We start from the raw sequence: 13,409 nt of genomic DNA on the forward strand, positions 1-13,409 counted from the left end.
GCGTCGCGCCGGAAACGGCTCACAAGGCCGACCTCATCTCCCACAGGTCGGGGAAGGCGGGCTTGACCGTGGTCGCCAGGTAGGCCGCGCCCGCGCTGTCGCCCGTACCCGGTTTGGTGCCGATCGTACGCTCCACAACCTTGACGTGCCTGTACCGCCACTCCTGGAATCCCTCGTCGAGATCCACGAGACGCTCGCACAGGTTGACCAGCGCCGGGTCGGAGCGGTAGGCCCCGGCCAGCATTTCCTGCACTCCGAGGTCCGGCGTGACGGGTTCGGTCAGGTCGCGATCGAGGGCGGACTCCGGAACGTGGTACCCTCCGCGGGCCAGAAACCGGAGGAACGCGTCCCAGAGCGACGGCTCCTCGAGCCTCCTCGCCAAGCGCTGCTGCTCGTCCAGGTCCGGAAAACCCTTGAGCAACGAAGCCCGTTTGATGCCGAGCGTGAACTCCAGCTCCCGGAATTGGGCGGACTGGAACCCGCTGGCGGTTTCGAGCCGGTCGCGGAAGGACTCGAACTCCACGGGGGTCATCGTCTCCAGGACGTCCATCTGAGCCACCAGCACCTTCATGATAGAGCGCACGCGCCTGAGAGTGGCGGCGACGCGGGCCCCGTCTCCTCCGATCAGGAGCTCGCAGCCGCGATCAAGCTCGTGGAGCGCGGCCTTGAACCACAGTTCGTGGACCTGGTGCACGATGACGAAGAGCATCTCGTCGTGCTCCGGAGGGTCGGAGAGGGGCCGCTGCAGCGACAGCAGCTCCGGCAGCGCTATGTACTGCGGGTAGTCCAACGGTTGCGGACTCTCACTCATCTCCGGTATCCGGTCCGTAGGCGCCGCCGGTCGCCCCGAACCGCGGCGTGTAGTCTTTCAGCGTCTCGTATTGCGAAGGCCACGGAAGGGGATACCCGAGCGCGTGTGCTGCGTGCCTGGTCCAGTACGGGTCCCACAAGTGAGCGCGGGCCATGAGGCAGAGATCGGCCCTTCCCGCCGCGATGATCCCGTTCACGTCCTCGAACGACGAGATGTTCCCGACGGCCATCGTGGCGATTCCGACCTCGTGGCGAATGCGGTCCGCGAAGGGCGTCTGGAACTGACGACCGTACCGGGGCCGCTGGTAGGGGACCGTCTGGCCGGCCGAGACGTCGACGATGTCGCAGCCGCAGGCCTTGAGCGCGCGCGAAATATCCACGGCGTCCTCGGGCTCGGTGCCCCCGGGCCACCAGTCGACCGCGGACAGGCGCACGGAGAGCGGGCGCTCGTCCGGCCACAAATCGCGCACGGCCCTCACCACGCGCAGCGGAAAGCGCATCCGGTTCTCTAGGGTTCCGCCGTAGCGGTCGGCCCGACGGTTGGTCAAGGGCGACAGGAAACTGGCGAGGAGATACCCGTGCGCCATGTGTATCTCGACGATGTCGAAGCCGGCCTCGATGGCCATCTCGGTCGAGCGTTCGAAATCCGCGACCAGCGCGTCCATACCCGCCTCGTCCAGCTCCGCAGGCACAGGGCTGTGCTCGAAGTACCCGACGGGTGATGCCGAAACGATCGGCCAGCCGCCCTCTTCCAGAGGCTCGTTCGGCCCCTCCCAGTCGAGCCGGGTCGCGCCCTTGCGCCCGGCGTGGCCGAGCTGGATCCCGATCCGCACGGGTGTGAAGCGCTTCACGAAATCGACGAGACGGCGCCACGCCCCGACGTGTTGGTCCAGATAGATGCCCGCGCATCCCGGCGAGATGCGTCCGTCGCGCCCGACGGCGGTCATCTCGGCCATGACGAGTCCGGCTCCGCCGACGGCGCGCGACCCGAGGTTGACGAGGTGCCAGTCGTTGACCGAGCCGTCCCGGGCCGAGTACTGGCACATGGCCGACACGCCCACCCGGTTGGGCAGCATGAGTTCCCGAATGCGAAACGGAGTGAATAGAGGGGGCGGAGGCGAGCGGTCTCCAGCGGCGCGCGCGATCCCCAGCGCAGCTTCGTGCTCAGCTATCGTCACCCCGGCCTGAATCTCCGACTCTCGCGCCACCCAGGCGTCCACCTTCCGGACGAAGGCGGGGTCGCGCTCGCGCAGGTTCTCGTGGGAGATGCGCAGGCTGCGGGTGAGCAGAGAGAAGCCGAATTGTTCGGGCTCCAGACGGATGTAGCGTTCGGTGTCCTCGAACCATTGGAGGCTTGCCTGGGCGGCGCGTTGGAGCGACTCCGCCGGGCGGCGACGCTCGGCCTCGTAGGCGGCGAGAGCTCGACCCAGCTCTTCCCGGCCGCGACCGTCCGGCCCGTTCTCTCGCAACGCCTCCGCAAGACTGATCGCGTCGAGCAAGGCCAGGCGGGTGCCGGACCCCACCGAGAAGTGGGCGGTGTGGGCCGCGTCTCCGACCAGCACGACGTTGCCTGCCGACCAGCGCACGTTCGTCACCGTCGTGAATCGCCGCCAAGTCGACCGGTTTCGGATCAGCGGGTGGCCGTTCAGCTCCTCGGCGAACAGGCGCGAGAGGAAGCGGACCGTTTCCTCCTCGCTCGCCGCGTCCATCCCCGCTCGCCGCCAGGTCTCCTCCGTGGCTTCCACGATGAAGGTCGAGCGGCCCCGGGCGTCGTACTGGTAAGCGTGGACACGCCAGAGTCCGTGCTCGTCTTCTCGGAACCAGAAGGTGAAGGCGGGAAAGGGCCGGGTCGTCCCCAGCCAGACGAAACGGTTGGGACGCAGGTCGACGGAGGGCTCGAAGGTGTCGGCGAAGCGGCTGCGCACCATGCTGTTGACCCCGTCGGCGCCGATTACCAGGTCGGCGTCGAGGAGCGGCCCCAGGTCGTCCGCCTCAGCCTCGAAATTGAGCTCGATCCCGAGCTCGCGGCAGCGGCGGTGCAGCAGCAGAAGGAGTTCGCGGCGCGAGAGCCCTGCGAAGCCGTGGCCGGTGGACTTCAGTAGGTGGCCCCGATAGTGGATGTGGATGTCGTCCCAGTGGTGGAACCGTTTCTCGACGGCCCGAAGCGTGGCCGGGTCGGCGTCGGCGACCTCCTGCAGGGTCGCGTCCGAGAAGACGACGCCGAAGCCGAAGGTATCGTCCGGCCGGTTGCGCTCGAAGACCTCGACGGTTCGGCTCGGGTCGTCCTTCTTGAGGAGCAGCGCGGCGAAGAGTCCGCCGGGTCCGCCCCCGACGACGTTGACCTTCAACCTTCGGAGTCCCGCACCAGGGCTCCCCCGACGATCAGTCGCTGGATCTCCGTCGTCCCTTCGTAGATGCGCAGCCCCCGCACGCTCCGGTAGAGGCGTTCGACCGGATGCGAGGCCAGCACGCCCCGCCCTCCTAGCACCTGCACCGCCCGGTCGACGATTCGCTGGGCGGCCTCGGTGCAGAAGGCCTTGGCCATCGCCGCCTCGAGCGTGATGCGCGCCGCGCCCCGGTCCTTCTCCCACCCTGCCCGGTAGGCCAGCAATCGCCCGGCGGTCAGCTCGACGGCCGAATCGGCGAGCTTGGCCTGGACGAGCTGGAAGGATCCGAGCGGCTTCCCGAACTGTTTGCGGCTCCGAGCATGCTCGATGGCCTCGAAGAGCGCCCGTCCCGCCATCCCGCACGCCGCAGCCGCCACGGTGGGACGAAGCCGGTCCAGCGTCGCCATCCCGGTCTTGAAGCCGGTTCCGGGCTCGCCCAGCATGGCCGAGGCCGACACGCGGCAGCCGTCGAGGCGGATCTCGCCGAGCGGATGCGGTGCGCTCATCACCTGCGCACCGACGAACTCCAGTCCCGGTGCGTCGGCGGGCACCACGAAGCACGAAATGCCGCGCGTTCCCGCACTCGGATCGGTCGTCGCGAAGACCACGTAGAAGTCGGCGATGCCTGCGTTCGAAATGAAGGCCTTGCCGCCGTTGAGCACATAGCGGCCCGCGCCGTCGGGCACGGCCGCCGTTGCGAGCGCGGCCACGTCCGAACCCGCCTCCCGCTCGGTCATCGCGAATGCGCCGATCGCGTCGCCCGCGAGAGCCCGCGCCGTCCAACCCCCAGGGTCCTCGCCGCGAATCAGCCCCGGAGTAGCGCTCAGCCCCTGCAACGCGAAAACCGAATCGGCCAGCGGCGACCACCACGCCAGCGCCTCGCGCGCGATCAGGCAGCCGCGAACGTCACCCGCGCGGATCGGCTCGAAGAGCCCCGCCGTTCCCATCCGCCCCACCAGCTCCTTCGCCCGTTTCCGCGCTGCGGAGTCGCTCTCCGGATCGCCCTCGTTCCCGATTTCCTCGCGGCAGAACGCCCGAACCCGCTCGACGTACCTGCGGTGCGACGGCTCCACGAACGCTGCCACGGCATCGAGCGAGAGCCCGCGCCGGTCAATCAAAGCGCGGCCTTCGCTTCTCGACGAACGCTTGGTAGGCCTCGAGAAAGTTCGGGTCCTGCATGCACTTCGCCTGGGCGCGCGCCTCGGCCTCGAGCGCAACCTCCATTTCCATGTGCGCCTCCCGGTTGAGAGCCTCCTTGGTGACCTTCAGCGCGAACGACGGACCTCGGGCCAGCTCCTCGGCAAGCTCCGTCGCCGCCGCCAACGCCTCGCCGTCCGGGACCACGCGGTTGTAGAGTCCGATGCGGTGGGCCTCGGTCGCGTCGATGAACGCGCCGGTCATCAGCAGCTCGGAGGCACGTCCGAAGCCCACGATCCGCGGCAGCAGCCACGCCGCTCCCATGTCCGCCCCGGAGAGTCCCACTCGGGTGAAGAGATACGCGATCCGCGCCGACTCCGCCGCCACGCGCACGTCGCAGGCCGTCGCGATTGCGGCGCCGGCCCCCGCCACCGTGCCGTTCAGTGCGCCGACCACCGGCTGTCGGCACGCCCGGATAGCCGCGATCAGGTCGCAGGTCATGCGCGTGAAATCGAGCAGTCCGTCGAAGTCGAGCTCGAACAACGCACCGATGATCTCTTCCACGTCGCCGCCGGTGCAGAATCCCCGCCCCGCTCCGGTGATCGCTATCGCCCGTACCTCGGGTGTAGCGTCCAGCCCCCGGAACGTGTTTCTCAGCTCGTCGTAGACCTCGAAGGTGAGTGCGTTCAGCCGCTCCGGGCGGTTCAGCGTGATGCGAGCGACCTTCGTGTTCGCGTCGAAGTCCAGCAGGAAGGAACTAGGCGGCTCGGTGAGAGGGGACTTGAGATCGGTCACGGCTGCTCCTCGGCGGCCGCCCTTGCGGGCTCCACCTCATCGGTTCGCTTACTCGGAACGACGGCCGTGGCCTCGATCTCGACCACCGCCTTCGGGTCGACGAGCTCGGTGACTGCGACGAGCGACATGGCGGGGAAGTGTTTCCCAAACACCGACCCGTAAGCGGTCCCGATTTCGGCCAGCGATTCGCGATAGACATCCATGTCGGTCACGTAAATGGTCAGCCGGCCGACATCGGCTACCCGTCCCCCGGCCTCTTCCACCACCCGCGCCACGTTGACGAGGGCGGCGCCGAACTGTGCGGACATCCCGGATTCGCTTCCCGCGCCGACCGGTCCCACACCGATCTGCCCCGCCACGAAGAGCGTCCGCCCGCCCTCCGGTGCGAGCATGCCGTTGTTCCAGCCTCGGGGAGGCCCGAGAGCCTCCGGGTTGAAGATCTCGAAAGTCATCGCTCTCCGTCGGTCGCAGCGCGGCCGCCTCCTCCCCGCACCACGAGTTCGCTCCCCTGCAGCGCGCCTGCCGCTTCCGACATGAAGGTCATCATTGTGTGCGCCACCTCCTCGGGTGTGATCATGCGCCCCCCCGGTTGCATGTTCTCGAGTCCCTTCCTGATTCCCGCCGCATCCCGCCCCGTGGTCGTGGCGATGCGTTCGATGTTCCGATCCGTCATCGGCGTGTCCACGTAGCTCGGGCAGACGGAGTTAACGGTGACGCCGGTGCCGCTCAGCTCCTCGGCGAGGCAGCGCACCATACCCAGGAGCGCATGTTTGGAGGCCGCATAGGAGGTGATGTAGCGCGACCCCGAGAGGCCCGCGATCGACCCGACGTTCACGATCCGTCCCCAGCCGCGCCGGAGCATCTCGGGCAAGAACGCCTGGGTGACGAGGAGCGGCCCAGTCGCGTTCACGCGGTGGAGCTCCTCCCACTGCTCCATGGTCACCTTGAGGAAGGGCGCCGATCGGGACGCTCCCGCGTTGTTGACCACGATATCGACGCTGCCGACCAGTTCGCCCGCTCGGGCGGCCATCGCCGCCACCGAGTTCCGATCGGTCACGTCGCAGGCCACCGCGTGCACCGTCCGACCGTCGCGCCGCAATGCCTCGGCCACCGCTCCGATCTCGTGCAAGCTGCGGGCCGCGACCACCACCGCCGCCCCTTCCTCCGCGAGCGCGCGGGCTGCTGCGGCGCCGATGCCGCGCCCGCCGCCGGTCACCACGGCCTTCCGTCCGGCCAGCTCGCCGCGTGTCACTCCGAACGCTGCCCAGGCGCCAGCGTTTCGGCGAGTGCGTCCACCATGATCCGCGCCAGCGCCTCGGTCGAAGCTTCGCCCTCTTCGGCGGTCGCCGCCGCGGGATCCCCGCAATACGCCTCCCCGACACCCGCCTCCTCGAAGGTGGTCGCGCCGGCCCGGATCGCGACCGAGAGCGATGCCGGGTTCGCGGACAGTCCGCGCCGGGTTTCGTCCCGCACCAGTTCCGGCGCCGCCGTCATCACGACCGAGGTCTCGAAGCTCCCCGCGTGGCACGCCCCGCTCCTGAATTCGGTGGTGAGTCGCGAGGCCCAGCGCCGCTCCGTGAGGTCGGGATGGATGACGGGCATCCGGCCGTCGCGCGCGCAGGCTGCCCGGATCGCGGCCAGGTGGGCGGGGTCGAGGTGAGCGTTGACCACGACGAGCGCGGCTGCGCCCTGGTGTTCGAGCGAGTCGGCCACATCGGCCAGCAGGGCGGAGAAGGTGGCCGGACGCACCGAAATCGTTCCCGCGAACCCGTCCGCGAAGGGGGCCGCCGTATAGGCGAGCGGCGGTAGGACCAGGGGATGGAGGTCCAGGGCCCGGAGCCCGGGCAGCGCGGCTTCAGCGACCGCGGACGAGATGATCACGTCGGTGGTGAGCGGGAGGTGGGGGCCGTGCGCCTCGACCGCGCCGACCGGGAGAAGTGCCACGACGCGGGAACTGCCAAGGCCCGCAGCCTCGTTCGTCGCTGGCGCTCGCCCCAGACCGAGCCCGTCGAGTTCGGTCCAGGTCGCGCTACCCCAGAGGTGGTTGTCCATTGACCATGACTTCCTTGTTCCCGAACATAAGTCCTCCTTCTCGCAGTCTCTGGAATCTAGCATGTCCTTCGAGCCGCCCAACCCGTTCAACATCGCCGACTACTTCCTGGACGACCGAGTCCGAGAAGGGAACGGCGGCCGCGTCGCGCTCCGCACGGCTGACGGAAACGTCACCTACGCGGAGTTGCAGGCGCGGGCCGACCGTTTCGCCAACGCGCTCGGCGGCCTCGGCGTGCGGCCCGAGCAGCGGGTTCTGATCGCGCTCCCCGACGTGCCCGATTTCGCTGCGGCGCTCTTCGGCACGCTCAAGGCGGGCGCCGTCGGGGTGATGGTTAATCGCTTCCTCGACGAGCGCCGGCTCCGCGACCTCTGCGACTACACGCGGGCCGCTGCGGTCGTCCTGCAAGCGGATCAGCGGGAGCCCTTCGACCGGGCCGCGGCCTCCGCCAGAGCCCGCCCCCGTCTCCTCGTGCTCGGAACCGAGGAAGGGGAACGGGTGGTGGGCGACTCCGACCCGCATTTCGACAACTTCCGTTCCCACTCCGACGATCCGGCGATCTGGCTCTTCTCGGGCGGAACGACCGGGCTTCCGAAAGGCGTCGTTCAGAGCCACGCCTCGTTCGCCAACTCGACCGAACGCTACGCCCGCCGAGTGATCGGCTACGCGCCCGACGACGTCACCATCTCGGTGCCGAAGCTCTTCTTCGGCTACGCCACCGGCTCCAACCTCCTCTTTCCGCTCGCCGCAGGAGGGTCCGCCGTGCTTTTCCCGGAGCGTTGCACCGCCGACGAGCTCTTCGCTCAGATCGCCCGGCACCGCCCCACGATCCTCGTGAACGTGCCTACCATGGCGAACCAGATGGTGACGCACCCCCGCGCCCACGAGCAGGACCTGAGCTGTCTTCGGCTCGCCACCACGGCAGGCGAGGCCCTTCCCGCTTCGCTTCATCGCCGGTGGAACGACACCTTCGGCGTTGAGCTGCTCGACGGTCTGGGCACGGCCGAAATGTGGCACGTGTTCATCTCGAACCGCCCCGGCGAGGTTCGGCCCGGCACCCTCGGCACCGCGGTTCCCGGCTTCGACGTGCGGCTCTGCGACGACGACGGCCGCGAGGTGCCGCCCGGCGAGCTGGGCCGCATGCGCGTCCGGGGCGGCTCCCGGGCGCACGGCTACTGGCAGCGTCCTCGCGAGACGCGTCGCGCCTTCGCCCACGACTGGTACGTCTCCGGCGACATGATGACCCGTGACGAGGACGGGTACTTCACCTACCAGGGACGCTCCGACGACCTCCTCAAGGTCTCGGGCAAGTGGTTCTCTCCGGCGGAGGCCGAAGAGCGGCTGCTGGCCCACGTCGATGTCCGCGAGGCCGCGGTCGTGGGGGTCGAGGACGCCGACGGACTCGTGGTCCCGGTGGCGTTCGTTATCCTGGCGGATGGATCGCCTGCGGACGCGACGGACCTGCGTACTCACGCCCGCAACCGCATGGAATCCTACAAGATCCCGCGAGCGATCCACCTGCTCGACGACTTCCCACGTACTCACCTGGGCAAGGTGGACCGCAGGGCGCTCAAGTCGATGGCGGCGGGGTCATGCTTCTAAGCAAGTCGCTGGTGGCAAAGCCCATCACGGCGCACATGAAAAGTGGCGGGAAGGGATCGCACCAAGTTCAGGAACCGAGCCGTCAGGCCGCCCGGGGTTGCTTCCGCGAGCGAAACGGGGCACCTTCGACGCCAGGCGGATGCGACCTGTGGCAGCAGCGATTCGCCATTCGATAGGGCAAACCGGACGACACCACTCCCAGGAACCCCATGACCGAACCCACCCGAAGCGGACGTCCCGCCGTCCACCCGGTCCGCGGCCCACGTCCTCGCGCCCTTTGTCGCAGCTACGGGGCTTCGCGTGGATCCGTTCACGTTCTTCTCGTCATCGCCACGCTGTCGGCCGCCTATCCTTCCCTCGCGTCCTCACAGGCGTCCAGCCTCGTCTCCCCCGACGGCGCCGTCGACTGGAACCGCTTCTACACCGCCGCCGAGACCGACCAGATCCTGCGCGAGTTTCACGCCCTCCATCCGGGACTCACCGAGCTGTACCGGATCGGCGAGAGCTTGCGAGGCCGACCCCTGATGACGATCGCCATCACCAACGAGGCGACCGGTCCCGCGCACGAGAAGCCCGCCCTCTACGTCGACGGCGGCATCCACGCGGGCGAGCTCACCGGATCCGCCGTGGCCACCCACCTCGTCGGCCATCTCCTGAACGGGTACGGCGCCGATCCGCGCATCACCGCCCTCCTCGACACACGCGCGTTCTACGTTCGCCCGAAGTTCAATCCCGACGGCTCGGACCTGGCCCTGATCGAGGACCAGTCGCTGCGCAGCACCACCCGCCCGTTCGACGACGACGAGGACGGGACCGCGGACGAAGACCCGCCCGAGGACCTCGACGGCGACGGCTGGATCACGCGCATGCGCATCCCCGACCCGCGGGGCGTCTGGGTGGCCGACCCCACGGACGATCGCATCCTGGTGCGCGATCCCGAGATGAGCATGGCCGGGCCGCGTTACACGACCATGAGCGAGGGGATCGACAACGACGTCGACGGCGCGCTCAACGAGGACGGCGTCGGCGGGCTCGACATGAACCGCAACTTCCCGCGCAACTGGGAGCGCGAGCACCTTCAGCCCGGCGCCGGGGACTATCCGCTTTCGGAACCCGAGACCCGCGCGGCGGCGGAGTTCGTCAACGCCCATCGCAACATCGTCGGCATCGTCGCCGGCCACACTTCGGGAGGATTCGTGTACCGGCTGCCCTCGGCGTCGGCCCCGTCCCTCTTCCCGCCGAACGATCTGGAGCTGATTCTGCACCTGGGCGAGGAGTACACGCGTTCGACCGGACGCCCCGTGGTGCCCAGCTCCACGCACCCCACCGAGCATCGCTACGGGACGCTGATTTCTTGGGGATACTGGGATCACGGCGTAATCGGATGGGTCCCGGAGTTCTCGCCCGGGCCGGAGGCGTGGGTGACGGACTACGACGGGGACGGAGAGATCGTCGAGGCCGAGCAGCACCGCTTCAACGACGAGGAGCTCGGCGGCAGGTACTTTTCGGACTGGACGCCCTTCGAACATCCGGAGTTCGGCGCTGTCGAGATCGGGGGATGGCACGCCAAGTTCTGGGGGCAGAACCCGCCGCCCGAGTTTCTGGAGGAAGAGACATCCCGGCAACTGCACTGGATCGCGTATCTCGCTGAGCAGAGTCCGTTGATCGCGATGAGCGAACCGCAGGTTTCGACGGTTGAGGACGGCGTCTTTCGGGTGGAGGTGACGGTGTCCAACACGGGCTTCCTGCCGACGAGCGTGACGGACCGAGGCGTGGTGGGCCGCGAGCGCCCGGACGGAAGTGTTGACCGGCGCGTGGTGAGAGCCCCCGCGGTGACGCTCTCGCACCCAGGGCTGGATATCGTGGAGGGAGAGGCGCGCACCGTGATTCCACATCTGAGGGGGTCGAACCCGTTCCTGCGCGCAGCGGCTTCGAACTCGCACACGGTGACGTGGACGGTGCGGGCAGCGGCAGGTGAGCGGGCGGTGCGCGTGGAGGCCGCGTCGGACAAGGGCGGCGTCGCTCGTTCGGGATGGGTGGTGGTCAGATGAGGTGGCGGCTCCGAGGATCCGCGAACGGACTGCTGACGGCTCTGGCCCTGGCCGGGGTCGTACTGTGGACTCAGCCGCTCGACGGGCAGGAGGCGCGGCGGCGCTGGGAGAGGATGTGCCAGATCAGAGCCGAGAAGTTCGATCTGGTGCTGCCGAGGGCGATGCAGGACAACGGCCTCGACATGTGGATCGTGGTCATGCGCGAGGGATTGCTCGACCCGATGTGGGAGGCGTTGGGTCGAGGCTACGTGGGCGACTGGGCCTACTACGTCTTCACCGATCGGGGCGAGCGCAGCGAACGCGCCGCGCTGGGGGTCGGCGGCTACAAGCTGGAGCAGTGCGGAGTGTACGACCATTTCGGGCCGGCTTCCTCGCTGGCCGCCTACGTGGCCGAGCGCGATCCCGAGCGGATCGGGGTCAACATGGCGACTTCGATCGGGGGCGCGGACGGCTTGTCCCACACCTCCTGGCTGCACCTGCGTGAAGAGCTGGGCGATCCCTACGCCGACCGGCTGGTCTCCGCCGAACGATTCGTCTCGGATTTCCGAGCGACCCGTACCGCCTCCGAGATCGCCGCGTTCGCCGAAGCGGGTGAGATCAGCCGTGAAATCGCGGAGCGGGCATTCTCGAACGAGGTCATCACCCCAGGCGTCACGAGCTTGGAAGACGTAGCCTGGTGGATGCTGGACCAGCTTCTCGCTCGCGGGCTCGACTCGTCCTTCGACATGCCGTCCGTCTACCTGACAGGTCCGAACGGTATCGAGGCCACCTCCACCGACCGGATCATCCAGCGCGGCGATCTTCTGATGATCGACTGGGGTGTCGGTTTCCTCGACTTCTATACCGACATGAAACGGGTGGCCTACGTTCTGCGCGACGGCGAAACCGAACCGCCGCCGGGAATCCGCAACGCCTTCGAACGCGCCATGGAGGTGCGCGACGTCATGAAGGCCGCGATCAAGCCCGCCCCCACCGCCCAGGATGCCCTCGACGCCACCTGGGCCGCCATCGAGACCGCCGGCTTCAACCGCATCGAGTTCAACCGACCCACCGACGATCCGGCAGTGACCGACGTGGTGATCGGGCCGCACTCGGTCGGCAACTGGGGGCACGGCTTCGGCCCGTCGCTCGCCTTCTTCAACCCGACCCGGCTGACCTACGAGCTCCGCCCCGGCACGCTCATTTCGGTGGAACTCTTCGCTTACACGGCCAACCCGGAGTGGAACGACGCCAAGGTGCGCATCCCGCTGGAGGACGACGCGGTCGTCACCGAGCGGGGCGTGGAGTGGCTTTACCCTGTGACGCGGCGGATACTGGTGGTGAGATAGGGTCGGTCGGCACGTCTCGTCGGAGCTGGACGCGCTCCGTTTTCACCTCTGCGGCACGACGGGGTAGGACCTGCCCGCGGCAGGTACTGCGAGCCATGATCGGAGTGATGGATGACCGGTCCGTTCGGCTGGCGGCAGGTGACGCCATCGTCGGGGCGCTGCCGACGCACACAGGGCGGTTCTGTTCGAACTCGCGGCCGGACCGCCGAAGCCCGAGTTCGAGCTGTCCACGAGGAATTACGTGCGGGAATTCCTCGAGTCCAAAGGTCGCGACGTGGAGGCGTTCGCCCGCGAATACGAGGAGCGCCTGATCGTGACCGGGCGCATCCGCCGCCGCTAGCCTCTCGAGCTATTGGTACGTTGAATCCGAGACGTACGCTGTTGACCGGAAGGAATAAGTGAACATCCGCCTTACCCCAAACGGCCAGGTGGAGATACCGGTCGGCAGGGCAAAGGTGAACGCGTGGGCGTATTTGATCGGTCTGGGACTCAACCCTCAGCTGACCCTTGACGGCGCCATGCGCCACGAGGGCCTGGGCGGCGCCCCGGGTCCCAACGGCAAGGGACACTCGGGGCAGATGAGAAAGGCGAACACCGCCATCGCCTGCGGAGACGCCGCCGCGCTCGTCGAGCCATCGTGTACGGAACCAAGTCCGACATCGAAAAAAGGTAAGAGAAGTGGAGAGATACGCCGTAAGAACTTTTGCTTGGGCGACCAACCACCACTTCGTACACGGCAACTTTCAGCCGAAAACCGCGCCGATCGTGTATTTCGACCCCTCCGACACGACGATTGGCCCGCAAGCCTACTATGTTGAAGATCCCGCAGGAAACGACCCAGAGGCTTCGCGTCCGCCCGAGTGCGACTGGAGCAACTTCTAGAGCTGATGGGAGCAAAGGAACCGATCATGAAGACCGACCGAACTTTGAAGAGCAATCGAAGCCCGCTTGCCGCAGCGGCCGCAGCCGCGCTGATCGGGCTGGCGCCGACCGGTGAGCCGGCCCAGGCGCAGAGGCCCGAGGACCCCCGCGAGTTCGCGCGCCTCCTGGCCACCGAGATGCGGGGTCCGTCCGGCACCATATTCACATCGCGCATCGGATGCCCTGCGGATGGCGCGTGGGAGCGCGCGGCGTTCGACGAGCTCTACCGCATGGCGGAGGAGTCCGACGTGGAGATGCGGCAGTCGATCTTGAGCGCGATCGGCAGCGCCCTATACCTTGATCCCTGCCCGGAGGTGGAGCCCTGGCT

Annotated in this window: 11 protein-coding genes; 4 read left to right on the plus strand and 7 right to left on the minus strand. The window is 68.1% G+C overall.

Annotation, left to right across the window (positions count from 1 at the left end):
• Positions 1–19 precede the first annotated feature (19 nt).
• The 7 genes from J4G12_07590 to J4G12_07620 are packed head-to-tail and all read right to left on the minus strand — an operon-like array spanning position 20 to position 7,181.
• Positions 20–811 carry a tryptophan 2,3-dioxygenase gene (locus J4G12_07590; protein MCE2455673.1) on the minus strand — a complete coding sequence of 264 codons (792 nt, stop codon included), beginning with the start codon at positions 809–811 and terminating at the stop codon, positions 20–22.
• Positions 804–3,158, minus strand: a complete 2,355-nt coding sequence (locus J4G12_07595; GenBank protein MCE2455674.1) for a bifunctional salicylyl-CoA 5-hydroxylase/oxidoreductase — start codon at positions 3,156–3,158, stop codon at positions 804–806. Before J4G12_07595 ends, J4G12_07590 begins: the two co-directional genes overlap by 8 nt.
• Positions 3,155–4,282 (minus strand): acyl-CoA dehydrogenase, encoded by a 1,128-nt coding sequence (locus J4G12_07600; protein ID MCE2455675.1) that lies wholly within the window; start codon positions 4,280–4,282, stop codon positions 3,155–3,157. The genes J4G12_07595 and J4G12_07600 overlap by 4 nt, the downstream gene beginning before the upstream one ends.
• A 25-nt stretch (positions 4,283–4,307) precedes the next feature.
• On the minus strand, positions 4,308–5,084 hold the full coding sequence (locus tag J4G12_07605) for an enoyl-CoA hydratase family protein (GenBank protein MCE2455676.1): 777 nt from the start codon (positions 5,082–5,084) through the stop codon (positions 4,308–4,310).
• A 41-nt stretch (positions 5,085–5,125) separates the two neighbouring features.
• Positions 5,126–5,581 (minus strand): RidA family protein, encoded by a 456-nt coding sequence (locus J4G12_07610; GenBank protein MCE2455677.1) that lies wholly within the window; start codon positions 5,579–5,581, stop codon positions 5,126–5,128.
• Positions 5,578–6,381, minus strand: a complete 804-nt coding sequence (locus tag J4G12_07615; GenBank protein ID MCE2455678.1) for an SDR family oxidoreductase — start codon at positions 6,379–6,381, stop codon at positions 5,578–5,580. The genes J4G12_07610 and J4G12_07615 overlap by 4 nt, the downstream gene beginning before the upstream one ends.
• Positions 6,378–7,181, minus strand: a complete 804-nt coding sequence (locus J4G12_07620; GenBank protein ID MCE2455679.1) for a creatininase family protein — start codon at positions 7,179–7,181, stop codon at positions 6,378–6,380. Before J4G12_07620 ends, J4G12_07615 begins: the two co-directional genes overlap by 4 nt.
• 61 nt (positions 7,182–7,242) lie before the next feature.
• Here J4G12_07620 and J4G12_07625 point away from each other — a divergent pair, with 61 nt between their 5' ends.
• From J4G12_07625 to J4G12_07640, 4 genes are all read left to right on the plus strand, one after another.
• Complete coding sequence (locus J4G12_07625) at positions 7,243–8,781, plus strand: benzoate-CoA ligase family protein (protein MCE2455680.1); 1,539 nt, start codon at positions 7,243–7,245, stop codon at positions 8,779–8,781.
• Between the two features lie 209 nt (positions 8,782–8,990).
• The gene (locus tag J4G12_07630) at positions 8,991–10,832 is read left to right on the plus strand and encodes a hypothetical protein (GenBank protein ID MCE2455681.1); all 1,842 of its coding nucleotides are present in this window, start codon (positions 8,991–8,993) and stop codon (positions 10,830–10,832) included.
• Positions 10,829–12,160 carry an aminopeptidase P family protein gene (locus J4G12_07635; GenBank protein MCE2455682.1) on the plus strand — a complete coding sequence of 444 codons (1,332 nt, stop codon included), beginning with the start codon at positions 10,829–10,831 and terminating at the stop codon, positions 12,158–12,160. Before J4G12_07630 ends, J4G12_07635 begins: the two co-directional genes overlap by 4 nt.
• 908 nt (positions 12,161–13,068) lie before the next feature.
• Positions 13,069–13,409, plus strand: a 341-nt coding sequence (locus J4G12_07640) for a hypothetical protein (GenBank protein MCE2455683.1), incomplete at its 3' end; no start/stop codon positions are given.

Source organism: Gemmatimonadota bacterium (assembly GCA_021295815.1).
GTDB lineage: Bacteria > Gemmatimonadota > Gemmatimonadetes > Longimicrobiales > Gaopeijiaceae > JAGWBQ01.